Source organism: Methylophaga thalassica, assembly GCF_030159795.1.
Lineage (GTDB): Bacteria > Pseudomonadota > Gammaproteobacteria > Nitrosococcales > Methylophagaceae > Methylophaga > Methylophaga thalassica.
Map to the genome: position 1 here is coordinate 390,445 of NZ_BSND01000003.1, position 26,267 is coordinate 416,711.

Consider the following 26,267-nt stretch of genomic DNA (forward strand, 5'->3'; position numbering starts at 1 on the left):
TGTTTACGTAAAATGCTGACCATTATTTGCCCTTAATCCTACTGGTTACTGGCTTTCAGCTCGCTTGGGCATTCGGGATAGATGTCCGGTCTTAACTGGGATCGGGTTACCTGTCCTTGCGTAGCTTGTTCGATGGGTAAAACGAATTCAGCGGGAACACGCCCTGATTTATTCAACCAAAACCAGACGTTTTGCTGTTTTGAGTTGATGGCTCGTGCTAATGCTGATTGCCCGCCTACCAAGTCAATGGCACGGCGGAGATGTTTTTGTGTCGTGTTGAACACTTCCATACCGTCTCCTGTTACAATAAAAACTGTTACAAGATTGAATGTTACAGTTTAAACTGTAGTTAAGTCAACAGTTAAAATTGTTGAAAGGCTACAGTTTTATTTGTAGAATACGGGCTTATGAAAACTTTATCCGAACGACTAAACCATGCCTTGCAGCTTACTGGGGTGACTCAGTCTGAGTTGGCTCGTCGCATTGGTATCAAACAGCAGTCGATCAGCCAGATTTGCTCTGGTAAATCGGCTAGGTCTCGTTACACCATGCAGATCGCGGAGGCGCTTCGCGTGAATGCTCATTGGCTCGCCACAGGTGATGGCGAGATTGGCTTGGGGGTCGGTAATGTAGAAGTCGGGCCTGATATTAAGGGAAGAATTCCTCTCATTAACTGGGTTCAGGCTGGTGATTGGACTGAAATAGCGGAGGGATTTGCCCATGAAGATGCTGAGGAGTGGCGTGAAGTCACTGGGAAAGCACATGAGGGTTGTTTCGCACTTCGCGTAAAAGGCGACAGTATGGAAAATCCAAGCGGAAAAAAATCCATACCTGAGGGAGCAGTGATCGTTGTTGATCCTGAGTTACCTTACTCTTCAGGTTCATTGGTTGTTGCGCGTTTGGATGATTCGAAAGAAGCAACCTTTAAGCAGTTGGTTATTGATGGTGAACAGAAGTATCTAAAACCTTTGAACCCGCAATACCCTGCAATACCGATCAACGGCAACTGCACCATCATCGGTGTAGTACGACAAGCTATCATCGATTTCTGGTAGCGAAGGATTTTGTGGTTTAGCCACAGTTGTTCATGAGCTGAAGAAGCAACGATTGCAAACAGCTACAACTGAGCATTGGCGCACGCTGAGAGTAAATGGTAACCGATTAGATAACCATTGATTGTTTATAAAGTCAAGATCAGCGAAAATAGCGGCCAATTACGATTAACACGACGGATTTGACAAGCGAAGAACTGAAAAGAGAGTACTTCCAAAAGTGTGTACAAATCCGTGTACAAACTAAAAGAATTTATACATGGCAAACCAAGATTTTCTCAATGAAATCAATAAGCGAAGGACCTTTGCTATCATCTCGCATCCCGATGCCGGTAAAACGACATTAACTGAAAAGCTGCTCTATTTCGGTGGTGCGATTCAGATGGCCGGTAGTGTCAAATCCCGGAAAACTGATCGTCATGCCACGTCTGACTGGATGGAAATGGAGAAAGAGCGTGGGATCTCGGTCACTTCATCTGTGATGCAGTTTCCTTACCGTGACCGTATAGTCAACTTACTGGACACACCGGGCCATGCTGATTTCTCAGAAGATACGTACCGGACATTAACGGCGGTTGACTCGGCCCTGATGGTGATTGATAGCGCGAAAGGTGTTGAAGAACGGACCATTAAATTAATGGAAGTGTGTCGCCTGCGTGACACGCCGATTCTCACTTTCGTTAATAAACTCGACCGCGAAGGTCGTGAACCGATTGAACTACTTGATGAAGTCGAAACGATTCTGAATATTCAATGTGCACCGATTACCTGGCCAATTGGTATGGGGAAAGGTTTTAAAGGTATTTTCCATTTACTGAATGACAGTGTGCATATATTCGAACCACACAGTAAAGAAGCCGGAGAAATTATTGAAGGGTTGGACAATCCAAGACTGGATGAACTGTTTGGCAGTATGGCCGAAGATTTACGTGAAGAAATTGAGTTAGTTCGTGGTGCCAGTCATGAATTTGATTTGGATGAATTTCTGGCCGGGCGTTTGACGCCAGTGTTTTTCGGTTCAGCGATGAATAACTTTGGTATTACCGAATTAATGGATTCTTTCGTCGAATATGCACCACCGCCACAGCCGCGTGAAACCAAAACACGTGAAGTGGATGCCGCTGAAGAAGCCTTCAGTGGTTTTGTGTTTAAGATTCAGGCCAATATGGATCCGAAACATCGTGACCGTATTGCGTTTTTACGTGTGTGTTCAGGCAAATACACAAAAGGGATGAAGCTGCATCAGGCGCGTATTGGCAAGGATGTAACAATCGCAAATGCAGTGACTTTTATGGCGGCTGAACGTGAGCAGGCAGAAGAAGCCTATCCAGGCGATATTCTGGGGCTGCACAATCACGGCACCATTCAGATAGGTGATACCTTCACTCAAGGTGAAGATCTTCAGTTCACCGGTATTCCCTATTTTGCGCCTGAGTTATTCCGTCGGGTCAGACTGAAAGATCCACTCAAGAATAAAGCCTTACTAAAAGGCTTACAGCAATTGAGTGAAGAAGGTGCAACTCAGTTATTCCGACCTTTGGATAATAACGACTTGATCTTGGGTGCGGTGGGTGTGCTTCAGTTCGATGTAGTAATCCATCGTTTGAAAGGTGAATATAACGTCGAATGTGCTTATGAAGCGGTTCAGGTGTATACCGCACGCTGGGTCTATTGTGATGATGTGCGGAAACTGGAAGAGTTTAAAAAGAAAGCATCACAAAACCTGGCATTGGATGGTGCGGGTAATCTGACCTATATCGCTCCTACCCGAGTGAATCTTGACCTGACGATGGAACGCTGGCCTGATATCGATTTCCGGGCAACACGCGAACATCTCTGATGATTGAATGAGTATTGCTTGATTGCGGTTATGTATTATATGATAATGATTCTCATTTATTTAACTCGTCAGGCAATGTATGTCCGTTTATCAGGAGTCAGAGCAACAAACCATAGCTAGTCTTTACCGACAGCACCATTCTTGGTTATTTCGCTGGCTTCGTAGCAAAGTCGAGTCAACGGAATCAGCTGCTGATATTTCTCATGATATTTTTGTGACCTTATTGTCGCGTGAGGAGCAGCTCTTATTAGAAGAGCCGCGTGCATTTCTCACCACGCTGGCCAAGCGCAGTGTGGCTAATCACTGACGCCGTCAATATGTTGAAAAAGCCTATCTAGAAGCGATTTCTGACATACCTGAAGATTTACATCCCTCTGAAGAAGAGCAGGCTATTATTATAGAGTCGATAGTAGCGATTAATCAGCGATTACAAGGTTTGCCACTGGATGTGAAGCGGGCATTTCTTTATGCGCAACTGGATGGAATGAAACAGCAGGAAATTGCTGAGAAATTGTCTGTTTCGGTCTCTACCGTTAAACGCTACCTGGGTCGTGCTGCTGCTCAATGCTATTTTGCGATCAGCGTGAAATAAAAAATGACTGAAGCCATTCAAATAGAACAAAAGATCGCCTTAGAGGCGATTGAATGGTATCTGAGCTTGAGCGAACGTGATGATGACCATGTGCTCAGACAGCAATGGCAGGAGTGGCTTGAGGCTGACAGCAGTCATCAAATCGCCTGGTCAAGAATCGAACAGGTCAATAACGAGCTGAGTTCTTTAAGCTCACCGCTTTCACGCGTGGTGACTCACCAATCATTAAATAAAGCGGCTAAAAGTCGTCGTCATTTTTTACAGTCATTGGCCGGTGTAGCCATTATCAGTGGTGGTTCCTGGGCATTTTTAAAGAATGATACGTTTCTTGCACCCTTAATGGCTGACTACCATACAGGGATTGCTGAGACTCGACAGGTGACACTGGTAGATGGCACCCAAGTTTATATGAATGCCAATACGGCATTATCAGTAGATTATTCAGAGCAACAGCGTTACCTCACATTGCTGGCGGGTGATGTACTCATCACCACGGCAAAAGATAATAGACCCTTTTTATTAAAAACACCGTGGGCTGATATGCAGCCGTTGGGCACACGTTTTTATGTGAAACAGCGTGAAAATCTGGCATTACTTGCTGTGTATGAAGGTGCTGTTAATATCATCAGACAGGATAGATTTCCGACGTTACTGATTAAAGCAGGTCATCAAATCAGCTTTGCTGCTGACCAGTCGGCTTCGGTTGTTCCTGCCAGAGAAGAGGCATTGGCATGGCAACAGCATATGTTAATAGCAGATAACATGGCTCTGGCTGACGTATTAACAGAATTGGAAAATTATCACCATGGATGGTTACGTTGTGACCCGACAATAGCCACCCGCCGAGTCTCGGGGACTTATCCATTAATCGATGTTGAGCAAGTATTACGAGCGTTATCTGCAACATTGCAGATTGAGTTAGTTTATAGAACGCGTTACTGGATTATGCTCAGACCAAAACAGACCGTTTAATTTTTTTGGTCTTTTTTTCATTCTCACGTGACAGAACAAATAGACACTATTTGTTAATGGAAGTGAGACATCGCATGTTATACAAGCCAACGTTATTGAGCGCCATGACGCTCGCAACTGCTTTACTGACCACCACAGGTTTGGTCCTGATATCACCGACGCTGGTATTAGCAGCAGATCAAGAGATCAGTAGCACAAAACAAAAAGTTAATTTTAATGTGGCAGCAGGTCAGTTAACCACCGCATTAAATCAGTTTGGTCAACAAGCAGGTATTTTATTAAGTTATTCGCCTGAATTAGCCAGTCCATATAAAACCGCAGGGCTGAGGGGTGAATACAGCATTAGCATGGGCTTGCAAAAACTATTGCAAGGCACCTCTTTGTCCGTGGTTAAACAATCAGAAAATAGTTATCGTCTGACACAAAGTAACGAACAGTCTGCTGATTTACCTGTGGTGACGGTCACGGGGGAAAAATCATCATTATCGCCTTATACACCGATTGATAGTTATGCTGCACAGCGCAGTGCATCAGCGACTAAAAACAACGCCTCAATTTTTGATACACCGCAGTCAATTTCAGTGGTTACCCAACAGCAATTAACTATTCGTGGTGCAAAAACGGTCACAGAGGCATTGCAATACACGCCGAGTCTGAGTGTGCCTTATGGTGTACGATACACGCTATGACTGGTTTAGTTTGCGTGGCTTTGATGCCAAAACACAGGTCTATCGTGATGGTCTGCTGATTCCAACCAGTACCTATGGTCTACCCAGAGCGGATAGTTATGCATTAGAGCGAGTAGAAGTGATTCGAGGTCCGAGTTCAGTGACTTATGGGCAAGCTCAACCCGGTGGTTTGGTGAATTTGGTCAGCAAACGCCCTACGGAGGAGCCTTTGCATGAATTACGTCTGTCAGCTGGCAGTAATGACTTTTTTGAGTTAGCCGGTGATTTCAGTGGCAAAGTTGATGAGGAAGGCAAATTACTATATCGCCTGACCTTTGTGGGTAACGATAGTAATTCAGAAGTCGATTATAACGACTCCAGACGTAAGATGGTGGCACCCTCATTAACCTGGAATATCAGTGATGATACTCAGTTAACGGTACTAGCTGTTGAGCAGCATGATGATCAAACTTATAGTTTTAATAGTCATTTCTCACCAGCATTGTTGAAAACTTTTAGTGCTTTTCGAGGTGGAGCGAAGGTCTACGATCGAGAATTCGGTTTTTTTGATGGTGAAGAGGATTTTAATAACTTTGAGCGTGATTATCGAGCAGTGGGATATGAGTTTTCTCATACTTTTAATGATACATGGTCTTTCAGACAAAACACCCGATATGATCAAGTTGATCTAGACTTTAAAGCTCTTGGTATTAGCGGTGATCTATTTGCATCTGATTTAACTTCAGGTATACAAGGTAGAGTAGCTTCCAGAAAGAAAGAAGAATTAAATGCTTTTGCTGTAGATAATCAGTTGTTAGCGCATTTTGATGCTGGAAAACTAACTCATGATGTGCTTATTGGTCTGGATTGGCGCTATTCTGATGCTACAGAAAAGACTTTTAGTGGAACAGCCACAGCGATTAATTATTTAAATCCTGTGTATGGTTCAGCAGTAGGTGATCTCTCGCTTAGTCAAGATAGAGATATTTACTCGCGTCAAACAGGGTTGTATATGCAGGACCAACTCGCTTATGAAAATTGGCGTTTACTGATTGGCGGACGTTACGACTGGGTTAAAAATGATGTTGATGTGAATTATACAAACAGTAGCGATGTTGATGCAGATAAATCAGCGGAAGATTTTTCAGGGCGTATTGGTTTGGTCTATAAATTTGATAATGGCCTTTCGCCTTATATGAGTTATAGCGAATCATTTAATTTAGTCACAAAAACCGATACGAATGGCAATTTATTTGATCCTGAAAAAGCCAAGCAATATGAAGTCGGTGTGAAGTATGAACCGAAAAATATTGATGGTTTTATCAGTATGGCTGTGTTTGATTTGACGAAAGAGGACTATGTCATCACCGAGTACGATGCCGTGAATGTTAATGGTGTATCACGTCAGGTGGGTGAGGTGAACTCTACCGGTGTGGAAATTGAAGCCGGTTTAGATATATCCGAACAAGTCAAACTCACAGCCGCTTACAGTTATGTTGATGCGCGTATTACTGAAAGTCCAAATAGCTGGGAAAAAGATAGTCTGATTCCTAACCAACCCCGTCAAACAGCAAGCTTATGGCTTGATTACACACAAACAAGCGGTGTACTGAAAGGTTTAGGCGTAGGGGCAGGCTTACGTTATATTGGTGAAAGCACTTATATTGGCAAGGATAATTTGAGTGCGCTCAGCGGTAATCAGAGTGTCGATATTGAAACCGGTGGTTACACATTAACTGACGCTAGTATCCGTTATGACTTTGATGATGTGAGACTGGCGCTGAACGTCAGTAATTTATTTGATCGTGAGTACACCACCACATGTACGGATCTGGTCTGTTATTACGGTGACGGCCGTCGAGTCATCGCCTCAGCGACTTACAACTGGTAGTTCTACCAAGGGTTGCATGATAAATCATGCAGCCCTTTTTTCTTATTTGTTGCCAAACACTTACTGACTCAAGCAGAATAAGCCTCAGCACTCAGAGAAGAGGGGCAGGACCATGAAAGTCAGATCGATTACCAAAAATAAAGGTAAACCTGTCATTGGCTTATCGCCAAAAGACAGTCTGGATAAAGCGGTTGCCATGTTGATGGAACACCGGATAGGCTCATTAATTATCACCGAAGCCAATGGGACGATGGTGGGGATTTTATCTGAGCGGGATATTTTGAAAATTCTTGATACCCATCCAGATCAGTGGAATCAAATGCTGGTCAACGATGCCATGACACCTAATCCTTATACCTGTGAGCCCGATAATACGCTTGAGGAAGTGATGAATAAAATGGTGGAGCATAATATCCGTCACTTACCTGTTGTTTATAAAGGTAAGTTGGAAGGTATGTTATCTATTACTGATATCGTGGAAGAATTGCTGAAAAAAGCCAAGTTTGAGAATAAATTGCTAAAAAATTATATTCAGAACTGGCCGGACGCCGAGCAGGAAATTTAATGTTGTTCAGCATCGAAGTTATCGATGTGATCGATTTGCAGTTTGTTGTCTTTGGCAAAATCTAACAGAAAGTCGAAAAGCATCTCGTCTCTTTGTTCTAAGTCTGCGTCAATCACCACGCATTTGACGCCTTCTAATGTCGCAAGTCTGACACTGGGATGAAAAATAATGCGTCGACCAGGACCATATGAGGCAACTGCCCCGCATAAGCGTTCAGCCCAGTCACTGGGACGAAACTTTCCACCGTCTAAAGTCAGTCCGCGGATGATCACCTTTTTCGATATGGACATAAAGCGTCAGCTCAATTGTGATGGGTTAAAATCGGCATTCTACTGTAAATAATCATGTTTGCATAAGCACAGAGTGTAAATAAAAGTGCTTTCAATGATTTAGGTCGGCAATAAAAATCCGTATAATCACCGCTTTTAGTTTTCCTACTCTACGAGAATCTTGTGGCTGACTACAAACAAACGCTAAATTTACCTGCAACAGAATTTCCGATGAAAGCTGGTTTACCTAATCGTGAACCACAAACGCTTCAACATTGGCAAGATATTAATCTTTACGAAAAAATTCGTGAACAGGCCAAAGGTAGACCACAGTTTATTTTGCATGATGGTCCTCCCTATGCAAATGGGGATATCCATATTGGTCACGCCGTTAACAAGATTTTAAAAGATATCATTATCAAGTCTAAAACCTTGAGTGGCTTTGATGCGCCTTATGTACCCGGCTGGGATTGCCATGGTTTACCCATCGAACTGAATGTTGAGAAGAAAGTGGGTAAACCCGGTGTAAAAGTGACTGCTAAAGAGTTTCGTCAGGCTTGCCGTGATTATGCTGCCAAACAGGTTGATGGCCAGCGGGAAGACTTCAAACGTCTGGGTGTATTGGGTGAGTGGGATAACCCTTATCTGACCATGGATTTCAGCTTTGAAGCCGATATCATCCGTACCTTAGGGCAAATCACCAAGCAAGGTCATTTACACAAAGGTGTGAAACCTGTGCACTGGTGTGTGGACTGCGGTTCGGCATTAGCAGAAGCCGAAGTAGAATACGAAGATAAAACGTCACCCGCTATTGATGTGCGTTTTAGCATCGTTGACAAAACTGCTTTTGAAAATGCTGTAGGTCATTCAGGTAAAGGTGTAGTGAGTTTGCCTATCTGGACAACGACTCCTTGGACACTACCTGCCAATCAGGCTGTTTCGGTCAATCCTGAATTCACTTATGTTTTATTGCAAGCGGATAATGAGCAACTGGTTTTAGCTGAGTCATTATATGAAGCGGCTCTCCAGCGCTATGGCATTGAAGCTGAAGTAGTGACACGCTTTAAAGGCGAAACACTGGAAGGTTTATTGCTTCAGCATCCATTTTACGATCGACAAGTGCCTGTTATTTTAGGTGACCACGTCACAGCTGATGCCGGTACTGGTGCGGTGCATACGGCTCCTGGACATGGTCAGGACGACTTTGTTGTCGGTCTGAAATATGACTTAAAAGTGGATAATCCAGTGGGTGGTAATGGAGTGTTTTTACCGGACACGCCGATTTTTGCTGGCAAATCTGTGTTTAAAGCGAATCCGGATGTTATCGCGCTTTTAAAAGAAAAAGGCGCATTACTCGCGCACATCGATATTCAACATAGCTACCCGCATTGCTGGCGTCATAAGAGCCCGATTATTTTCCGCGCGACGCCACAATGGTTCGTTAGCATGGATCAAAATGGTTTGCGAAGTGCTGCGATGAAAGCCATTGCTGATACAGGCTGGATGCCAGCTTGGGGTCAAAAACGTATTGAAAATATGGTAGAAGGACGCCCTGACTGGTGTATTTCTCGTCAGCGTACCTGGGGTGTGCCAATTCCGTTATTTGTTCACCAACAAACAGGTGAGTTGCATCCTGACACTGAACAGTTGATGGAAACCGTCGCCCAGAAGGTTGAGCAAGAGGGCATCGATGCATGGTTTGATTTAGAGCCAGAATCGTTATTAGGCGAACAAGCGGCCGACTATGAAAAAGTAACTGATACCCTGGACGTATGGTTTGATTCTGGTGTGTCTCATGCGTGTGTATTGGCTCGTCGTGCGTATTTAAATCGTCCTGCAGATTTATATCTGGAAGGTAGTGATCAACATCGTGGCTGGTTCCAGTCATCTTTGTTGACCTCTGTGGCAACCACTGGAGAAGCCCCATACAAAGCAGCATTAACTCACGGCTTCACTGTTGATGCGAATGGCAAAAAAATGTCTAAGTCCTTGGGTAACACGGTTTCACCACAAAAAGTGATGAACAGCCTGGGGGCCGATATTATTCGTCTGTGGGTGGCTTCCACTGATTACAGTGGTGAGATGACAGTGTCTGATGAAATTCTCAAACGCACTGCCGATTCTTATCGTCGTATCCGTAATACTGCTCGTTATTTATTATCAAACCTGAATGATTTTGACCCAGCCAACAATAGGGTTGCTGTCGACGATTTATTACCTTTGGATCGTTGGGCTTTGGATCGCGCTTACTATTTACAGCAAGATATTCTGGCAGCCTATGAGAGTTATCAGTTCCATGTGATTTATCAGAAGTTACATAATTTCTGTGCAAATGAAATGGGCAGCCTGTATCTGGATATCACTAAAGATCGCCAGTACACGATGCAGACAGATAGTTTGGGCAGACGCTCATCACAAACAGCGATGTACCATATTCTGGAAGCAATGGTGCGTTGGATGTCGCCTATTCTGAGTTTCACTGCAGATGAATTATGGGGCTACTTACCGGGTGAACGTAACGAATCTGTATTACTCAATCTCTGGAGTGATGAATTAGCGCCATTGCCTCAAAACACCGACTTTGATCTAGCATTCTGGAATCAGGTCTTTAGTGTCAGAGAGGTGGTTGCTAAAGAACTCGAAAATCAACGAAATGCAGGCCAGATTAAAGGTGGATTAACTGCCGAAATTAGTCTGTTTGTAGATGAAAAAATGTTGGCTTCATTGAACAAGCTGGGCGATGAGTTAAAGTTTGTTTTGATTACCTCAAAGGTCAATCTTTTCAGTATGGATAGTGATGCAGCTAAACAAGCTGTACAGACAAGCTTGTCAGGCGTAATTGTTGCAATTAAAGCGGCTGAATATTCACGCTGTGACCGCTGCTGGCATCAGGTTGAATCTGTTGGACAGAATAGCCATCACCCTGAGTTGTGTGATCGTTGTATTGATAATATCGAAGGAGATGGCGAACTAAGACAGTTCGCTTAAATAAATAACATGCTGAAATGGTTGAATCTCTCTGCTTTGGTGATTGTGTTCGATCAACTCAGCAAATGGTGGGCGAATAGTACATTAGAGCTTTATCAGTCTATAGCCGTTTTGCCCTTTTTTAATATTACTCTGGCGTATAACCATGGTGCTGCATTTAGTTTTCTTGCGGCAGAAAGTGGCTGGCAACGTTGGTTTTTTAGTGGTTTAGCCGTTCTGGTAAGTATCATCTTACTGTTTTGGATGAAACGACTAAAACCAGATGCAAAATTCGAAGCAGCCTCTTTAGCATTAATTCTGGGTGGGGCATTGGGTAATGTGATTGATCGCTTCATACATGGTTATGTCATCGATTTTCTGGATGTCTATTACGGAACCTACCATTGGCCGGCATTTAATGTGGCTGACTCAGCGATTTGTATAGGTGCCATTCTATTGATTTTCGATAGCTTCAGAAACAAAACGGAGCAGAAATGAGTTTTTGTGATCTTGCTGTAAGTGGGGTTGCTAACCTGCAACCTTATGTCCCGGGTAAACCCATTGAAGAGTTACAACGTCAGTATGGTGTTCGTAATGTTATTAAGCTGGCCTCCAATGAAAATCCGCTTGGTCCTCCTAAAGCCGCAGTGGCCGCAGTGGCAATGGCCGCTAAAGAAATGGCACGCTACCCGGATGGCAACGGCTACGCATTAAAATTGGCATTAGCTGAAAAACATCAGGTAGCACCTGAGCAGATTACCCTGGGTAATGGTTCGAATGATGTACTGGAAATGGTAGCACGTGCTTTTGCCGGGGCAGGGGATGAAATTATTTTTTCAGAACATGCTTTTGCTGTGTATGGGATAGTGACGCAAGCCATCGGCGCGAGCCCTGTTGTGACGCAGGCGAAAGACTATGGTTATGATCTTGATGCCATTCATAAAGCGATTAGCTCGCGTACAAAAATCATTTTTATTGCTAATCCGAATAATCCGACGGGTACTTGGTTAGAACCAGAGAAAATTAAATTATTTTTAGAAAAAGTCCCTGAAAAGGTCTTAGTTGTTCTGGATGAAGCCTATGTTGAATACCTCAACATGGAAGAAAATTCAGTACCCTGGTTACAGGACTTCCATAATCTGATCATCACCCGTACCTTTTCTAAAGCCTATGGCTTGGCGGGGCTCAGGGTGGGGTATTCCCTGTCACATCCTGAAGTCGCTGACCTGATGAATCGAGTCAGACAACCGTTTAACGTCAGTAATCTGGCTCAATCTGCTGCAGTTGCTGCTTTGGGTGATGAAGCTTATTTACAGCAAACGCGAGACGTCAATCAGGCTGGCATGAAACAACTTGTTGCTGGCTTTGAAAAAATGGGTTTGCAGTATATTCCTTCCAGAGCCAACTTCATCACCGTCAATGTGCACACCAATGCTTTTGAAGTTTACGATGAACTGCTATACGAAGGCGTTATTGTTCGCCCAGTGGCTAATTATGGATTACCTCAGCACCTTCGGGTCAGTATTGGCTTAGCTGAAGAAAATCAGCGCTTTCTCGATGCCTTATCTGGTATTTTGGGACGCGGTTAATGATTAATCGGCTGGCTGTAATTGGTGTTGGACTGATTGGTGGTTCACTTGCCTTATCACTTAAATCCAAAGGGGCTGTCAACGAAGTCATAGGCTATTCACGCAGTGAAAATGCCCGACAAGAAGCATTGGCTTTAGGGGTTATTGATAAGGCTGCTGATTCCATTGCTGAAGCGGTTGCTGAAGCCGACGTTATCTTTGTTGCCGTGCCGATGGGGGCAATGGCAGCGGTTTTTGCTGATATGAGTGAGCATATAAGACCAGAAGCTATTATCACTGATGGTGGTAGTGCTAAAGCACAAGTGGTCCTGGCGGCTCGCGAGGCATTAGGGAATAACTTCAAGCAGTTCGTGCCGGGACATCCGATTGCTGGTACAGAAAAAAGCGGCCCTTCCGCTGCATTCGCTACTTTGTATGAGGACCATCGGGTTGTTCTGACGCCGGTGAGTGACACAGACACTGCAGCCACGGCAAAAATTAAAGCGATGTGGCAGTTAACCGGGGCAGAAGTGTTTGAGATGGATGTCGAACATCACGATACCGTCCTCGCTGCGACAAGTCATTTACCTCATGTGCTGGCATTTAACTTGGTAGGCATGTTAGCGCAACGTGATGATTGCGATGAGGTATTACGCTATGCCGCCGGTGGCTTTCGTGATTTTTCGCGAATTGCCTCTAGTGATGCTGTGATGTGGCGAGATATCTGTTTGGGTAATAAACAAGCCATTCTGGATTTACTTGATGAATACCATCAAGGCATTAATAAAATCGAACAGGCCATCAAGGAAGAAGATGGGGAGTATTTAATTGAGGTGTTTGCTCGTGCTAAAAAAGCCCGGGATACCCGTTTTGCCGATCCTGATTTGATAGATAACAGTGAAGTATAAAAGTGGAGTCAACAGACGTGTCTAGTGAAGCGAGTAAAAAATATATTGTTCATCCTGGTGGTAAGGTAACCGGGAAAGTACGTGTGCCGGGCGATAAATCAATTTCACATCGCTCAATCATGCTCGGCTCACTTGCAGAGGGAACGACAGAAGTTACCGGATTTTTAGAGGGTGAAGATGCTTTAGCAACACTCGCTGTTTTTCGTGGTATGGGGGTCGACATCATTGGCCCTGATAAAGGTAAGGTCACGATTTATGGTGTAGGTATGCATGGCCTTAAAGCACCAACAAGCTCTCTAAACCTGGGTAATAGCGGTACATCCATGCGTCTGTTATCTGGACTGCTGGCAGGCCAGGGTTTTGATGTCACCATGACGGGGGATAAGTCATTATCATCCAGACCGATGAAACGTGTGACCGATCCGTTAGCATTGATGGGCGCGAAGATCGATACCACCGATGGCAAACCACCGCTTACCTTACATAAAACAAGCAGCCTGAAAGCGATTCATTATGATTTGCCAATGGCCAGTGCACAGGTTAAATCCTGTCTATTATTGGCCGGTTTGTATGCAGAAGGTAAAACGTCTGTTACAGAACCTGCGCCAACGCGAGATCATACCGAGCGCATGCTTGAGGGGATGGGTTATCAGGTAGAAAAAGAGGGCAGTACCGTTTCTCTAGTAGGTGGCGGTAAGCTGACAGCAACAAACATAGATGTACCCGCCGATATTTCCTCAGCCACGTTCTTCATGGTCGCTGCGGCGATTGCACCCGGTTCAGATATTACTCTTGAACATGTTGGTGTGAATCCGACCCGTATTGGTGTTATCAATATTCTTCAGGAAATGGGTGCAAACATTACGCTGACCAACGAAAAAGTCACGGGTGGTGAGCCTGTGGCTGATATTCGTATCCAATATGCACCATTAAAAGGGATTCGAATTCCAGAAGATCAAGTACCTCTAGCCATTGATGAATTTCCTGCATTATTCATTGCGGCAGCCTGCGCTGAAGGTCAGACAGTGCTGACCGGGGCTGAAGAGTTACGAGTGAAAGAAAGTGATCGTATCCAAGTTATGGCCGATGGTTTAACCACATTGGGGATCGATGCCAAGCCAACAGAAGATGGCATTGTTATTAATGGTGGTGTGATCGGCAGTGGTGAGGTTGACAGTCATAGTGATCATCGCATTGCTATGTCGTTTGCCATTGCGGGTCTGCAAGCTGGTGGCTCCATTCAGATTAATGACTGTGCAAATGTCGCTACCTCATTCCCGGGCTTTGTTGATTTAGCCAATAAAGTCGGCTTACAGATTGAAGAAATTGATGGCTGATATTCCTGTATTAACGATCGATGGCCCCAGCGGCTCTGGCAAAGGCACCATTGCACAAATGATTGCCAGAGAATTGGGGTGGCACTATTTAGATAGTGGTGCGATATATCGGGTATTGGCATTTGCTAGTCTTAAACACCAGATTCCAGCCTCGGATGAGAAGTCCCTTGTTCAACTAGCACAAACCTTAGATCTTCAATTTCATTTAGATGATGACGGGCTTAGTGTGCTGTTAGAAGGCGAAGAGGTTAGCCAGCAAATTCGTACAGAAAAAGCAGGTAATGCAGCGTCAAAAGTGGCAGCGATTCCTGCTGTGAGAGCAGCATTATTACAGCGTCAGCGTGACTTTTGCCAATTACCCGGTTTAGTCACCGATGGGCGTGATATGGGTACGGTTGTCTTCCCTGATGCTCCATTTAAAGTGTTTTTAACCGCGAGTGCGGAAGAAAGAGCATTGAGACGTTATAAGCAGTTGAAAGAGAAAGGAATTGAGAGTAACCTTTCCGATCTCATTGCAGAAATCTCAGAGCGGGACAAGCGTGACAGTGAACGTAAAGTCGCGCCGTTATTGCCCGCTACGGATGCATTGATACTGGATTCTACCGAATTAGGTATCACTGCAGTATATGAAAAAGTGCGCAGCTATTGTGCAATTTAATTTTTTGGTGCCTGTTCGATACTTGTCGAATGGGATGTTTAACGATCTCGCATGAGCGAGTGATTAATTAGGTGATCTTGTTTCCTCAACAGGGTCAAGGATATTTAACAATGAGCGAAAGCTTTGCTGATCTCTTCGAAGAGAGTCTAAATTCAACTCCAATGCAACCAGGCAAAATTGTTACCGGTACGGTAGTCAATGTCGGTCCTGATGTTGTTATGGTCAATGCCGGTCTGAAATCAGAAGGCGCTATCCCAGTTTCAGAATTTTTGAACGAAAATGGTGAAGTAACGGTTTCTGTTGGTGACTTAGTCGATGTATCTCTGGAATCATTAGAAGATGGTTTTGGTGCGACACAATTGTCACGTGATAAAGCGAAAGCTGCCGAAGCATGGACTAAATTGGAACACGCGTTTGAAGCGGGTGAAACCGTTATGGGTATCATTTCTGGTAAGGTCAAAGGTGGTTTCACCGTGGATCTGGAAAATATCCGTGCATTCCTTCCTGGTTCTTTGGTCGATGTTCGTCCAATCCGTGATACTACTCACCTGGAAAATAAAGAACTCGAATTCAAACTGATTAAACTTGATCGTCCACGTAACAACATCGTTGTTTCACGTCGTGCGATTATGGAAGAAGAAAACAGTGCAGAACGCGAAGCGTTATTAGAAACGCTGGAAGAAGGCAAAGTAGTTAAAGGTATTGTTAAGAACCTGACTGACTACGGTGCGTTCGTTGATCTGGGCGGCATCGATGGTCTGTTACATATCACTGATATGGCGTGGAAACGTGTTAAACATCCATCTGAAGTTGTTGCTATCGGTGACGAAATTGAAGTTCAAGTACTGAAATTTGATAAAGACCGTGAACGTGTTTCACTGGGTCTGAAACAAATGGGTGATGATCCTTGGAAAGATATCGCTCGTCGTTATCCAAACAGCACACGCATCCACGGTAAAGTCACAAACATTGCTGACTACGGTTGCTTTGTTGAAATCGAAGATGGTGTTGAAGGTTTAGTTCATATGTCTGAAATGGACTGGACTAACAAAAACGTTCACCCATCTAAACTGGTTCAACTGGGTGATGAAGTTGAAGTTATGGTTCTGGATATCGATGCAGAACGTCGCCGTATTTCTCTGGGTATCAAACAATGCCAAACGAACCCATGGGAAGAGTTTGCGATGACCCACAACAAAGGCGACAAAGTGAGTGGTGCTATCAAGTCAATCACTGATTTTGGTATCTTCATCGGCTTAGACGGCGGTATTGATGGTCTGATTCACTTGTCTGATATCTCTTGGGAAGAAGACAACGAAGAATTAATTCGTGACTTCAAGAAAGGTGATGACGTTGAAGCGGTTGTTTTAGCGATTGATCCTGAACGTGAACGCATCTCTTTAGGTATTAAACAATTACAAGACGATCCGTTCTCTGCTTACTTAGCTGAGCATCCACGTGGAAGTATTGTTAACGGTAAAGTCATTGCTGTTGACGCTCGTGGTGCAACAATTGAATTAGCTGAAGGCGTTGAAGGTTATGTTCGTGCTGCAGATATTGCTCGTGAACGTGTTGAAGATGCAAGTAAAATTCTGGCTGTTGGCGACGATGTTGAAGCTAAATTTACTGGCATGTCACGTAAAGATCGTACGCTAACTCTTTCTATCAAAGCGAAAGATGATCAAGAAGAATCAGAAGCTGTGAAAGAGTACAGTAATGTTTCTGCAGGCAACACTACTCTGGGTGATTTGCTTAAAGAACAAATGGATCAGAAAGACAATTAATCGTTTTTCAAATTAAAGATAAACCCCTGACTTTGTCAGGGGTTTTTCTCTAATAGATTCAGAAGATTAAAGCCGATATTCAATATCGGTGTTTAGCGCATTATTCCAGGAATTTTAAAGACATGACCAAATCAGATTTGATTGAAGTTTTATCTGAAAAACAATCTCTATTAAATTATCGTGATGTTGAGCTTGCCGTTAAACTCATTTTAGAACAGATGAGCGATAGCCTTTCACAAGGAGATAGAATTGAAATTCGCGGGTTTGGTAGTTTTACCTTACATCATCGACCACCACGTGTTGGGCGTAACCCAAAAAGTGGTGAATCTGTTCAGTTAGATGAAAAATATGTACCGCATTTCAAGCCTGGTAAAGAGTTGCGTGACCGCGTCAACGATGCGGCAGGTTATCAGCAGTAGAACAGATGAAACTGAGTGAGGAAGCGGTTTTCGAATTTAACCAAATCCACTCATATGATGAACAGTCAGTCACTGTTCGCCAGAAAAATACACAAATTCTTAAGTCTTATGACCTTGGATTTGTTTTGACGCCAAATCAAATAATAGAAAATATTGACGTCACTAATATCCAAAATCTATCAGCAGATACGCTGTCTGCTTTAAAAGCGCTGGCTCCAGAAGTAATTATTTTTGCGACTGAAGCCGGCCTTTCTTTTCCCCTGATAAACATGGCCAAGTATTTCAACGAGCAGGGCATCGGAACCGAATTTATGACTTTGTCATCTGCCTGCCATACATACAATTTACTGTTAGCAGAAGAACGTTCAGTGGTATTGCTTATCAGTCCGTAAAGACGAGCAAATTTAATAAGCCGCAATCATCCATTATCTTGACACTGTTGATATTTCTTTTTTTTTAGAGAAATTTTGTAACTATTTGTTTTTTTAATACAAATATATTTTTTATATATCGTGTGAATAGTAGTCAACTTGACCAGACATTTTGTTCTTAGGAAAATTCCCTGTTACGTGCGAGGTGGGGCATTTCACAGCACAATGTGCTTTATCACACTACGATTGATCTAGATCAATGTTTTGATGTGAAGCGAATCAATTGATTGATGTAAAATTCTAACTGCTTTTAATATTTATTGAAGCACGTATAGAAAAGGGTCCTGATTTTGTTGTGTGGTTTTCAGCAAAATTGAGAGAGAGTTTTCCAAAGAGAGAAGGTGTGGTCGCTATGCAAGCGGAACAACAATATAACTATCAAGTGGTCAAGTGGTTTGCCTATATGGCATGTGTCTACTTGGTCGTTGGCACCGGTATCGGTGTTTATATCGCCTCAGAGTTGGCTTGGCCAGTTCTGAATTTTGATAATCCATATATCAGTTTTGGTCGTTTACGTCCTTTACATACCAATGCGGTTATTTTTGCTTTTGGTGGTTCAACACTAATGGCTACAGCTTATTACATTGTTCAACGTACATGCCGCACACGGGTGTGGAGTGATAAGTTAGCCTGGTTCACATTTTGGGGCTGGAATCTTGTTATTTTGGGGGCAATCATTACTTTGCCACTTGGTTATACCCAATCAAAAGAATATGCTGAATTAGAATGGCCGATTGATATCCTTATTGCTGCAGTATGGTTGGCTTACACGTTCAACTTCATCATGACCATCTCCATTCGTAAAGTTTCACATATCTATGTAGCAAACTGGTTCTTTATTGCGATGATGATCATGATTACTTATTTACACGTTGTAAATAGTCTGGCTATCCCAGTCGATCTGTTTAAATCGTACTCACTATTTGCTGGTGTACAAGATGCGATGATTCAGTGGTGGTGGGGGCATAATGCCGTTGGTTTCTTCCTGACAGCCGGCTTTCTTGGAATTATGTACTATTTCGTACCCAAGCAAGCTAATCGCCCTGTTTATTCATATCGTTTATCTGTTATTCACTTCTGGGCATTAGTTTTCGGTTATGTATGGTTAGGTGCTCACCATCTTCAATATACTGCGTTACCTGACTGGACTGGCTCATTAGGTGCCGCTATATCATTAGCGATGATTATTCCTTCTTGGGGCGGAGCAATCAACGGTATGTTCACATTAAGTGGTGCTTGGGACAAACTGCGTACTGACTATATCTTACGCTTCCTGATTGTCTCTCTAGCATTCTATGCGATGTCGACATTTGAAGGTCCAGTAATGTCTTCAAAAACAGTAAACGCATTATCACACTACACTGACTGGACTATTGGTCACGTTCATTCTGGTGCCTTAGGTTGGGTAGCCATGGTGTCTATCGGTGCGCTTTATCATATGGTTGAGCGTATGTGGGGAACAACGATGTACTCAGTCCGTTTGGTTAACCTCCATTTCTGGATGGCTACAATTGGTACAGCGGTTTATATTACTGCTATGTGGGTGTCAGGCATCATGCAAGGTTTAATGTGGCGTGCATATGACGACTACGGTAACTTGGCGTATACCTTTGTTGAATCAGTGGCTCAAATGCATCCTTACTATGCCATGCGTGCTGTAGGTGGTCTGATTTTCTTCTCAGGCGCGTGTGTGATGTTATTTAACGTCACGGTGACTATCCGTCGTGCGATTGCTAAGCCATCGGCTGCAATGGCAACAGCTGCTAATATTTAAGGAGACTGGAATGTCTGATCATAATTCTAATAAACCAGTTACCTTTCAAGAGAAACTGGAAAAAAATATCTGGGCACTTGTGTTAGCAACAGCACTGGTAGTTTCAGTAGGTGGTATCGTAGAAATCGTACCTTTGTTCTACCTCAAAACCACATTTGAGGATCAAGTGCACCCGGACTATGAAGAGTTAAAAACTGTTCGTCCATATACAGCACTTGAATTAGCCGGTCGTGATATCTATCAACGTGAAGGCTGTTTTTTATGTCACTCACAAATGATTCGTCCTTTCCGCGATGAAAAAGATCGTTATGGTCATTATTCCTTGGCTGTTGAGTCAAAGTACGATCACCCATTTCAATGGGGTTCAAAACGTACTGGGCCAGACTTAGCTCGTGTAGGTGGAAAATATTCTGATGCATGGCATATTCAGCATTTACATAACCCACGTTCAGTTGTGCCTGAGTCTGTTATGCCAAGTTATCCATGGTTAGAAGAGGCCACTATAGATGGTATCGGAATAGAAAAGCGCTTAAGAGCAATGAAAGTCTTGGGTGTTCCTTACACGGATGAGCAAATTAATAATGCTGCTGCTGAAGTTGAAGGTAAAACAGAAATGCAGGCGTTAGTTGCTTATCTACAAGTGTTGGGAACAATGGTCAACTTTGAACCCGGCAGGGCATATCGTGAGTAAACTTCAAGAGTATTTTCATACTAATTGGAGTGAAATGACTGCAACCGACTGGTTTGGCTTGGTGTTTACAGTAGTAATTTTTGTACTGATGGTGGTGCTCTATTTTTGGGTTCTTAACCCTAAAAATAAAGACAAAATAGAGTCTCACCGCACTATGCTGCAGGACGATGACGATACAAATTCGGAGAAATGATGATGGCTGATAATAAAAAGAATCCTAATGAAGTGCCAGATACAGGGCATGAATGGGATGGTATCAGAGAGTTAGAAAATCCACCTCCACGTTGGTGGACAAATGCCCTTTACTTGAGTGGCTTGTTAGTGTTGGTCTACTTTATCCTTTATCCATCACTGCCATTGATTAATGACAGTACAAAAGGATTATTAGGCTGGACTCAGATCAAAGAGTACAAAGAAGATCTGGCTAAAGTTCAGGATGTCAGAGCCCCATATGAAGAAAAATTAGCTTCAATGACGGCTGAAGAAATCCTTGCTGACACCGAAATGAGAAACTACGCAGTTGGTTCGAGCAAGGTGTTATTTGGTGATAACTGCGCTGCATGTCATGGCACTGGTGGTGTTCCAGCTAAAAACTCTGGCTATCCTATTCTGGCCGATGATGATTGGTTGTATGGCGGTGATATCAACACTATTGTCACCTCTCTTGCTGCTGGTCGTCATGGCATGATGATGGCACATGAGAAAACCTTAAAACCTGAGGAAGTGGATGGTTTGGTTAAATTTGTTGAAAACTTATCAAATGGCAAAGCCACAGAGGCCGGATGGAAGTTGTTTAACGAAAAAGGTTGTGTGGGTTGTCATGGAGCCGATGCTAAGGGGATCCATGAACTGGGTTCAGCAAATTTAACAGATAAAATATGGCGTTTTTCAGGGGAGCCTGAAGAGGTTCGCTACACCATTTTACATGGTGTTAATGATCCATCAGATCCATTAACTCGTGTTGCAATTATGCCTGCATGGAATGAAAAACTCGCCGTTAAACTTGAGGCCGAGAAATGGGATGAAGAGCCTGAATACGAAGGCGACGAAACTCAACGTTTATCTGTAACTGAAATTAAGAAGTTAGCTGTGTATGTCCATCAGTTAGGTGGTGGTCAGTAGTAATCAATATCAATCCTCTCAGTTTCACTGCTCGGAGGATTGATATCCTAATTTAAGGAGAGAAGATATGCATATTGACGCAGTTGCTATTGGAGCGATCGTATCCGTTGTACTCAGCATTGTCGTAATAGGTGTGATTGGTTATAGAATCATGAAAAATTTAGACGATAAATAATATTTATCGTCCATTTACTCAGATAAATGGAAAAGCCGACTAAAGTCGGCTTTTTTATAACTAATTAATATCAGTAAGTTCTAATATTAGAATGAGCCATGTTAAAATAAAAATACATGAGCCAATTCTTTTTCTGGAGATGATATGAGTCAACCCCAAACAAGCGTTAATGATGATGTCAGCCAAATTTATGAAGAAGTCTCCGATTGGCACGTGAATACTGGTGACCAAAAAGTGGTTGCCAAACGAATCAAGGGCCGATTTCGACTCCGGAAGTGGCTAGGAATGTCAGTTTGGTTAATATTCTTTTTAGGCCCATACATTCGCTGGAATGGGCACCAGGCGGTTTTGTTTGATATTCCAAATCGACAATTTAATTTCTTTCAGTTAACGATTTACCCGCAGGATATCTGGATGTTATCGTTAACATTATTATTCTTTGCTATTTTACTCGCTGCAGTGACCAGTGTTGCCGGACGTGTGTTTTGCGGTTATTTCTGTTTTCAGACTGTTTGGACTGATATTTATACTTTTATCGAAACCAAGCTCGAAGGTGACAGCCCTCAGAAAGCGATGAAATTTAAACAAGCGCCTTGGTCACTTGATAAAACAGCACGAGTGCTGACAAAACATGCCTTATGGATTGCAATTGCGCTGATTACAGGTATTTCCTTTGCAGCATGGTTCACGGATGCCTATCAGTTATGGCCTGAGATTTTTACATTACAGGCACCATTACCCGTTTGGATATCAATGGCTGTATTTGGTGTGTTTACCTATGTTTTTGCTGGTTTTATGCGTGAACAAGTTTGTTTCTGGTTATGCCCTTACGCTCGTTTGCAAGGTGTGATGTATGATCAGGATACTGTGTTGCCAGCTTATGATGCTGAACGTGGTGAACCGAGAGGTAAACTAAAAAAAGGTCAGCAAGAGGATGAAACCAAAGGTAGCTGTATTGACTGTAAAGTCTGTGTTGCCGTCTGCCCAACTGGAATTGATATAAGAAAGGGACAGCAAGAAGGCTGTATCACTTGCGGCCTCTGTATTGATGCCTGTGACAGTATCATGGATAAGACTAATCAGCCAAGGGGCTTAATTCGTTATGCTTCTTATAAGGAACTGCATCACGATAAAAACGTCTTAGCCATGTATAAAAGGCCGCGTGTCATTATATATAGTTTGATTTTGCTGACAGCATTGTCAGGCATTATTTATGGTTTCTTTACGCTGTCGCCAACTGAGTTCCAAGTTATTCATGATCGACAGCCATTGTATGTACGACTTAGTGATGGTGGGATCCAGAATAAATACACGTTGAAGTTATTAAACAAAACGAAACAGCCAATCGACGTCCGTTATGATGTCATAGGATTAGATGGTGCAACCATACATGGTATGAGCGATAAAATTACTGTTCAGCCAGGTAAAGTTGTACCTGTGACGGCGTTGGTGAGAGTGCCCGATGATAAAGTTCAAAAAGGTCTGGTGCCGATAGAGTTTAAAGCTGTCGTGTTAAATAATTCAGCCATATCGACTTCATACGAAAGCATGTTTATGGCGCCTGAGTAGTGGAAGAGGAAAAGAATGAATATTTCACAAGAAAATAGTCAAGCACTGAAAAACCCATGGGTATTGGGTATGCTGGTATTTTTACTAGTATTTCTAAGTGCTAATGCACTATTTATTTATTTAGCATTTAAATCACCACCCAACTTGGTGCTTGAAGATTTTTATGAAAAAGGTCAGGCCTACGCTAAAACAGAAGAAGAGATTGCTAAGGAAAAGAACCTTGGTTGGTCAGGTATTTTGCTGACACCATCGGCAACCAGAGTGAATCAAACGCAAACCTATGAAGCGTTGATTACGGGACAAAACTCTGCTGGTTTAATGTTAGATTCGGTGAAGTTCTTCGCCTACCGACCCTCTGATAAACGTCAGGACTTTTCTGCTGATATGCAGCCTTCTGGGCATGGTAGCTTTATCACTGATGTGAGTTTTAATTTGCCTGGTAGTTGGGACATTATCATCGAAGCTCGCCGTGGAGACGATAAGTACGTCTTAACGCGTCGCATACAAATTAATCCTTAAAATTAAAAATATTGATCATCTGAAATGTAGGATTAGTTTTGACTACACCTTGTTATCATTGTGCTTTACCCGTCGAAGACAAAAACGAGTTTAAAGCCGAGATTGATGGGGCGGAACGGGTATTTTGCTGTCACGGCTGTAAAGCTGTGTGTCAGACTATCTACGGCGCAGGTTTACAAAGTTTTTATGCCAAAACCCCTCAGTCCGAGGCTCTTGCTCCTCCGCCAGACAGGTTAGGGGATTTGTCGGCTTATGATCTGGATGAAGTTCAATCCGACTATACCGATATTGATCAAAATGAACGTACTATTCATTTATTAGTAGAAGGAATTCACTGCGCGGCTTGCATCTGGTTGATTGAAAATGCGCTTAATCAACTGACAGGTGTTATTAATGCTGAGGTTAATTTAACGGCAAAAAGGCTAAAGCTAAGCTGGGACAATTCAAGAATCTCTTTATCCAGCGTTCTGAACCGCTTAGCAGAGATAGGCTATGCGGCAGTGCCTTTTGATCCTGAAACAGCGGAAGGGGCACTAGCGAAACGACATCGTGGATTACTTTATCGTATGGCATTTGCTGGCTTTGCGATGATGAATATGATGTGGATATCCATCGCTCTATACAGTGGGGCAAGTGATGGAGAGTTTCGCCAATGGTTTCACTGGATAGGTTTTCTGATTGCAACGCCGACTTTACTCTATTCGGGCTATCCATTTATTCGTAGTGCCATCAGTGGCTTACGACAGCGTTATTTAACAATGGACTTACCGATAGCGATTGGAGCAACTTCAACCTACTTATATTCGACTTACGCTACGATAAAAGCACTTGATACGGGTCATGTTTATTTCGATACCGTGGTCAATTTTTTGTTTGTGATTTTAGTGGGACGCTATCTCGAAGCGATTTCAAAAAAGAAAGCACTTTCTGCCACCAGGAGGATGCTGGAATTACAGCCTAAATTTGCCACAGTCATCGTTGATGATATCACTGAAGTTGTGCCAATACGTGCAGTGAAAATCGGACAAACCATTTTAGTTAGACCTGGTGAAAGTATCCCTGTAGACGGGGTTATTGTGTCAGGTGATAGTGCGGTAGATGAGTCTATGTTGACAGGGGAATCTGTACCTGTAGTCAAGCAAGTCGGGGATTCTGTCGTTGCCGGCAGTATTAATGGTGAAGGGGCATTTCAGGTTAAGGTTGAGCAGGTATTACGTAATACCGCTTTGGCCAAAATTATTGCATTGATGGACGAAGCGCAGGCTTCAAAAGCACCTATCCAAACGTTAGCCGATAAAATTGTTCCCTGGTTTGTGTTGATAACGCTAACGCTTGCTACCTTAACATTCGTATATTGGATACAGTTTGACTTCGAAATCGCTTTACTCGCGGCTATTTCAGTATTAGTGGTTACTTGTCCATGCGCTTTTGGTTTAGCCACACCAATGTCAGTTGCTGTTGCAACTGGAGTTGGGGCGCAGAGAGGGGTCTTGGTCAAGCAGGGCGAAACACTCGAACGCCTGTCATCAGTGAATCATTTTGTATTTGATAAAACAGGTACGTTAACAACCGGGCAATTAAATGTTCATGTGATTGAGCCTTGTGCAGAATTAACAGAATCTGAGTTACTCAGATTGGCGGCTTCTGTTGAGCAACATTCAGAACACACCATTGCGACTGCCATATGTGATGCTGCGATATCAGCGGGACTCAAACTGCTATCCATCACAAAGTTTACTACGACACCTGGACGAGGTGTGACAGCGTTTATTGACGATAAACATATACTTGTCGGGACTCGTCAGTGGTTGAGCTCACAGGGTATTTATTTTCCTGAAACGCTTAACAACACTATTCTGCAGAATGAGAAGCAAGGTATTAGTTGTGTGTCTGTTGCAGTGGATGATGAGCTACAAGGTATTATTGGCCTGACCGATACACTTCGGAAAGATGCCATCTCAACGATTGAATTATTACAGGCGACGGGCGCCAAAATCACTGTATTGAGTGGAGACCGACTGGATGTAGTGAATGCGGTTACAAAGTCATTTTCAAATATACAGCGATTTGCGGAAGTGCTGCCTCAAGATAAATCTGCTGTTGTAAAATCATTGCAAGCGCAAGGTGATATCGTGGCCATGATAGGGGACGGTATAAACGATGCGCCGGCTTTAATTCAAGCAGATGTGGGTATGGCCTTGGCGTCTGGCACTGATGTCTCAGTAGAAAGTGCAGACGTTGTATTATCACATCAAGAGCTGGCTAAAGTTGCTGAAGCAAAGCTTTTGGCGACAACAACTTTACGTATCATTCGTCAGAACATAATGCTTTCTATTGGTTATAACGTTATCATGGTGCCTCTAGCGATGTGTGCATGGGTGAATCCTCTAGTTGCTGCGATAACAATGCCGATCAGTTCCCTATTAGTTATTGGAAATTCTGCTCGAATCGGAAGGTTTATGAAGAAAGAATAGCTAGCTGACGCTATATGTTATA

At 43.2% G+C, this 26,267-nt stretch carries 26 protein-coding genes; 24 read left to right on the forward strand and 2 right to left on the reverse strand.

Translation table 11 applies throughout. From position 1 onward, the window contains the following. Positions 1-38 precede the first annotated feature (38 nt). Positions 39-290 (reverse strand): helix-turn-helix domain-containing protein, encoded by a 252-nt coding sequence (locus QQL60_RS02035; RefSeq protein WP_000451746.1) that lies wholly within the window; start codon positions 288-290, stop codon positions 39-41. A gap of 117 nt (positions 291-407) precedes the next feature. On the opposite strand from QQL60_RS02035, the gene QQL60_RS02040 reads away from it, so the two are divergent. The 8 genes from QQL60_RS02040 (at position 408) to QQL60_RS02075 (ending at position 7,580) form a co-directional block, all read left to right on the forward strand. Beyond that, on the forward strand, positions 408-1,055 hold the full coding sequence (locus QQL60_RS02040; RefSeq protein ID WP_000854920.1) for a LexA family protein: 648 nt from the start codon (positions 408-410) through the stop codon (positions 1,053-1,055). A 256-nt stretch (positions 1,056-1,311) separates the two neighbouring features. After that, positions 1,312-2,892: a peptide chain release factor 3 gene (locus QQL60_RS02045; RefSeq protein ID WP_284722250.1), complete on the forward strand. Its 1,581-nt coding sequence runs from the start codon at positions 1,312-1,314 to the stop codon at positions 2,890-2,892. Between the two features lie 79 nt (positions 2,893-2,971). Beyond that, complete coding sequence (locus tag QQL60_RS02050) at positions 2,972-3,199, forward strand: sigma factor (RefSeq protein WP_284722251.1); 228 nt, start codon at positions 2,972-2,974, stop codon at positions 3,197-3,199. Positions 3,200-3,307: 108 nt separating this feature from the next. Continuing rightward, positions 3,308-3,484, forward strand: a complete 177-nt coding sequence (locus QQL60_RS02055) for a sigma factor-like helix-turn-helix DNA-binding protein (RefSeq protein ID WP_284722603.1) — start codon at positions 3,308-3,310, stop codon at positions 3,482-3,484. 3 nt (positions 3,485-3,487) lie between these two features. Continuing rightward, positions 3,488-4,456, forward strand: a complete 969-nt coding sequence (locus QQL60_RS02060) for a FecR domain-containing protein (RefSeq protein ID WP_284722252.1) — start codon at positions 3,488-3,490, stop codon at positions 4,454-4,456. Positions 4,457-4,560: 104 nt separating this feature from the next. Continuing rightward, positions 4,561-5,145, forward strand: a complete 585-nt coding sequence (locus QQL60_RS02065) for an STN domain-containing protein (RefSeq protein WP_284722253.1) — start codon at positions 4,561-4,563, stop codon at positions 5,143-5,145. Continuing rightward, on the forward strand, positions 5,123-7,015 hold the full coding sequence (locus tag QQL60_RS02070; protein ID WP_284722254.1) for a TonB-dependent siderophore receptor: 1,893 nt from the start codon (positions 5,123-5,125) through the stop codon (positions 7,013-7,015). The genes QQL60_RS02065 and QQL60_RS02070 overlap by 23 nt, the downstream gene beginning before the upstream one ends. A gap of 112 nt (positions 7,016-7,127) precedes the next feature. Beyond that, positions 7,128-7,580, forward strand: a complete 453-nt coding sequence (locus QQL60_RS02075) for a CBS domain-containing protein (protein WP_273182241.1) — start codon at positions 7,128-7,130, stop codon at positions 7,578-7,580. On the opposite strand, the gene QQL60_RS02080 is transcribed toward QQL60_RS02075, so the two are convergent. Further along, the gene (locus QQL60_RS02080; protein ID WP_007145738.1) at positions 7,577-7,870 is read right to left on the reverse strand and encodes a DUF3579 domain-containing protein; all 294 of its coding nucleotides are present in this window, start codon (positions 7,868-7,870) and stop codon (positions 7,577-7,579) included. The genes QQL60_RS02075 and QQL60_RS02080 overlap by 4 nt on opposite strands. 162 nt (positions 7,871-8,032) lie before the next feature. Here QQL60_RS02080 and ileS point away from each other — a divergent pair, with 162 nt between their 5' ends. The 16 genes from ileS (at position 8,033) to QQL60_RS02160 (ending at position 26,245) form a co-directional block, all read left to right on the forward strand. After that, positions 8,033-10,837 carry an isoleucine--tRNA ligase gene (gene ileS / locus QQL60_RS02085; protein WP_284722255.1) on the forward strand — a complete coding sequence of 935 codons (2,805 nt, stop codon included), beginning with the start codon at positions 8,033-8,035 and terminating at the stop codon, positions 10,835-10,837. 9 nt (positions 10,838-10,846) lie between these two features. Continuing rightward, a complete protein-coding gene (gene lspA / locus QQL60_RS02090; protein ID WP_273182233.1) occupies positions 10,847-11,314 on the forward strand; it encodes a signal peptidase II in 468 nt (155 codons plus the stop codon). Then, positions 11,311-12,405 carry a histidinol-phosphate transaminase gene (gene hisC, locus QQL60_RS02095; RefSeq protein WP_284722256.1) on the forward strand — a complete coding sequence of 365 codons (1,095 nt, stop codon included), beginning with the start codon at positions 11,311-11,313 and terminating at the stop codon, positions 12,403-12,405. The genes lspA and hisC overlap by 4 nt, the downstream gene beginning before the upstream one ends. Next, positions 12,405-13,292, forward strand: coding sequence for a prephenate dehydrogenase (locus QQL60_RS02100; protein ID WP_284451740.1), 888 nt, complete (start codon positions 12,405-12,407; stop codon positions 13,290-13,292). Before hisC ends, QQL60_RS02100 begins: the two co-directional genes overlap by 1 nt. 17 nt (positions 13,293-13,309) lie before the next feature. Then, positions 13,310-14,629, forward strand: a complete 1,320-nt coding sequence (gene aroA / locus QQL60_RS02105; RefSeq protein ID WP_284722257.1) for a 3-phosphoshikimate 1-carboxyvinyltransferase — start codon at positions 13,310-13,312, stop codon at positions 14,627-14,629. Next, positions 14,622-15,287: a (d)CMP kinase gene (gene cmk, locus QQL60_RS02110; protein ID WP_007145732.1), complete on the forward strand. Its 666-nt coding sequence runs from the start codon at positions 14,622-14,624 to the stop codon at positions 15,285-15,287. Before aroA ends, cmk begins: the two co-directional genes overlap by 8 nt. A 110-nt stretch (positions 15,288-15,397) precedes the next feature. Beyond that, a complete protein-coding gene (gene rpsA / locus QQL60_RS02115; RefSeq protein ID WP_007145731.1) occupies positions 15,398-17,071 on the forward strand; it encodes a 30S ribosomal protein S1 in 1,674 nt (557 codons plus the stop codon). 122 nt (positions 17,072-17,193) lie between these two features. Continuing rightward, entirely contained in the window at positions 17,194-17,490 is a 297-nt protein-coding gene (locus QQL60_RS02120) for an integration host factor subunit beta (RefSeq protein ID WP_007145730.1), read from the forward strand. 5 nt (positions 17,491-17,495) lie between these two features. Beyond that, on the forward strand, positions 17,496-17,882 hold the full coding sequence (locus QQL60_RS02125) for an MTH938/NDUFAF3 family protein (RefSeq protein WP_007145729.1): 387 nt from the start codon (positions 17,496-17,498) through the stop codon (positions 17,880-17,882). 391 nt (positions 17,883-18,273) lie between these two features. Further along, the gene (gene ccoN / locus QQL60_RS02130) at positions 18,274-19,695 is read left to right on the forward strand and encodes a cytochrome-c oxidase, cbb3-type subunit I (protein ID WP_284722258.1); all 1,422 of its coding nucleotides are present in this window, start codon (positions 18,274-18,276) and stop codon (positions 19,693-19,695) included. A 10-nt stretch (positions 19,696-19,705) separates the two neighbouring features. Further along, positions 19,706-20,386, forward strand: a complete 681-nt coding sequence (gene ccoO, locus QQL60_RS02135) for a cytochrome-c oxidase, cbb3-type subunit II (RefSeq protein WP_007145727.1) — start codon at positions 19,706-19,708, stop codon at positions 20,384-20,386. Positions 20,387-20,420: 34 nt separating this feature from the next. Further along, positions 20,421-20,579, forward strand: coding sequence for a cbb3-type cytochrome c oxidase subunit 3 (locus QQL60_RS02140; RefSeq protein ID WP_007145726.1), 159 nt, complete (start codon positions 20,421-20,423; stop codon positions 20,577-20,579). Between the two features lie 2 nt (positions 20,580-20,581). Next, positions 20,582-21,508, forward strand: a complete 927-nt coding sequence (ccoP, locus tag QQL60_RS02145; RefSeq protein ID WP_284722259.1) for a cytochrome-c oxidase, cbb3-type subunit III — start codon at positions 20,582-20,584, stop codon at positions 21,506-21,508. Between the two features lie 319 nt (positions 21,509-21,827). After that, positions 21,828-23,252, forward strand: coding sequence for a cytochrome c oxidase accessory protein CcoG (gene ccoG / locus QQL60_RS02150; RefSeq protein WP_284722260.1), 1,425 nt, complete (start codon positions 21,828-21,830; stop codon positions 23,250-23,252). A gap of 15 nt (positions 23,253-23,267) precedes the next feature. Continuing rightward, complete coding sequence (locus QQL60_RS02155) at positions 23,268-23,771, forward strand: FixH family protein (protein WP_284722261.1); 504 nt, start codon at positions 23,268-23,270, stop codon at positions 23,769-23,771. 38 nt (positions 23,772-23,809) lie between these two features. Then, a complete protein-coding gene (locus tag QQL60_RS02160) occupies positions 23,810-26,245 on the forward strand; it encodes a heavy metal translocating P-type ATPase (RefSeq protein WP_284722262.1) in 2,436 nt (811 codons plus the stop codon). Positions 26,246-26,267: the final 22 nt, after the last annotated feature.

What these genes read in the sequence shown, in the direction of transcription:
- QQL60_RS02035 (WP_000451746.1), bottom strand. Translation starts at nt 290, where the DNA reads ATGGAAGTGTTCAACACGACACAAAAACATCTCCGCCGTGCCATTGAC.
- QQL60_RS02040 (WP_000854920.1), top strand. Translation starts at nt 408, where the DNA reads ATGAAAACTTTATCCGAACGACTAAACCATGCCTTGCAGCTTACTGGG.
- QQL60_RS02045 (WP_284722250.1), top strand. Translation starts at nt 1,312, where the DNA reads ATGGCAAACCAAGATTTTCTCAATGAAATCAATAAGCGAAGGACCTTT.
- QQL60_RS02050 (WP_284722251.1), top strand. Translation starts at nt 2,972, where the DNA reads ATGTCCGTTTATCAGGAGTCAGAGCAACAAACCATAGCTAGTCTTTAC.
- QQL60_RS02060 (WP_284722252.1), top strand. Translation starts at nt 3,488, where the DNA reads ATGACTGAAGCCATTCAAATAGAACAAAAGATCGCCTTAGAGGCGATT.
- QQL60_RS02065 (WP_284722253.1), top strand. Translation starts at nt 4,561, where the DNA reads ATGACGCTCGCAACTGCTTTACTGACCACCACAGGTTTGGTCCTGATA.
- QQL60_RS02070 (WP_284722254.1), top strand. Translation starts at nt 5,123, where the DNA reads ATGGTGTACGATACACGCTATGACTGGTTTAGTTTGCGTGGCTTTGAT.
- QQL60_RS02075 (WP_273182241.1), top strand. Translation starts at nt 7,128, where the DNA reads ATGAAAGTCAGATCGATTACCAAAAATAAAGGTAAACCTGTCATTGGC.
- QQL60_RS02080 (WP_007145738.1), bottom strand. Translation starts at nt 7,870, where the DNA reads ATGTCCATATCGAAAAAGGTGATCATCCGCGGACTGACTTTAGACGGT.
- lspA (WP_273182233.1), top strand. Translation starts at nt 10,847, where the DNA reads ATGCTGAAATGGTTGAATCTCTCTGCTTTGGTGATTGTGTTCGATCAA.
- hisC (WP_284722256.1), top strand. Translation starts at nt 11,311, where the DNA reads ATGAGTTTTTGTGATCTTGCTGTAAGTGGGGTTGCTAACCTGCAACCT.
- QQL60_RS02100 (WP_284451740.1), top strand. Translation starts at nt 12,405, where the DNA reads ATGATTAATCGGCTGGCTGTAATTGGTGTTGGACTGATTGGTGGTTCA.
- cmk (WP_007145732.1), top strand. Translation starts at nt 14,622, where the DNA reads ATGGCTGATATTCCTGTATTAACGATCGATGGCCCCAGCGGCTCTGGC.
- rpsA (WP_007145731.1), top strand. Translation starts at nt 15,398, where the DNA reads ATGAGCGAAAGCTTTGCTGATCTCTTCGAAGAGAGTCTAAATTCAACT.
- QQL60_RS02120 (WP_007145730.1), top strand. Translation starts at nt 17,194, where the DNA reads ATGACCAAATCAGATTTGATTGAAGTTTTATCTGAAAAACAATCTCTA.
- QQL60_RS02125 (WP_007145729.1), top strand. Translation starts at nt 17,496, where the DNA reads ATGAAACTGAGTGAGGAAGCGGTTTTCGAATTTAACCAAATCCACTCA.
- ccoN (WP_284722258.1), top strand. Translation starts at nt 18,274, where the DNA reads ATGCAAGCGGAACAACAATATAACTATCAAGTGGTCAAGTGGTTTGCC.
- ccoO (WP_007145727.1), top strand. Translation starts at nt 19,706, where the DNA reads ATGTCTGATCATAATTCTAATAAACCAGTTACCTTTCAAGAGAAACTG.
- QQL60_RS02140 (WP_007145726.1), top strand. Translation starts at nt 20,421, where the DNA reads ATGACTGCAACCGACTGGTTTGGCTTGGTGTTTACAGTAGTAATTTTT.
- ccoP (WP_284722259.1), top strand. Translation starts at nt 20,582, where the DNA reads ATGGCTGATAATAAAAAGAATCCTAATGAAGTGCCAGATACAGGGCAT.
- ccoG (WP_284722260.1), top strand. Translation starts at nt 21,828, where the DNA reads ATGAGTCAACCCCAAACAAGCGTTAATGATGATGTCAGCCAAATTTAT.
- QQL60_RS02155 (WP_284722261.1), top strand. Translation starts at nt 23,268, where the DNA reads ATGAATATTTCACAAGAAAATAGTCAAGCACTGAAAAACCCATGGGTA.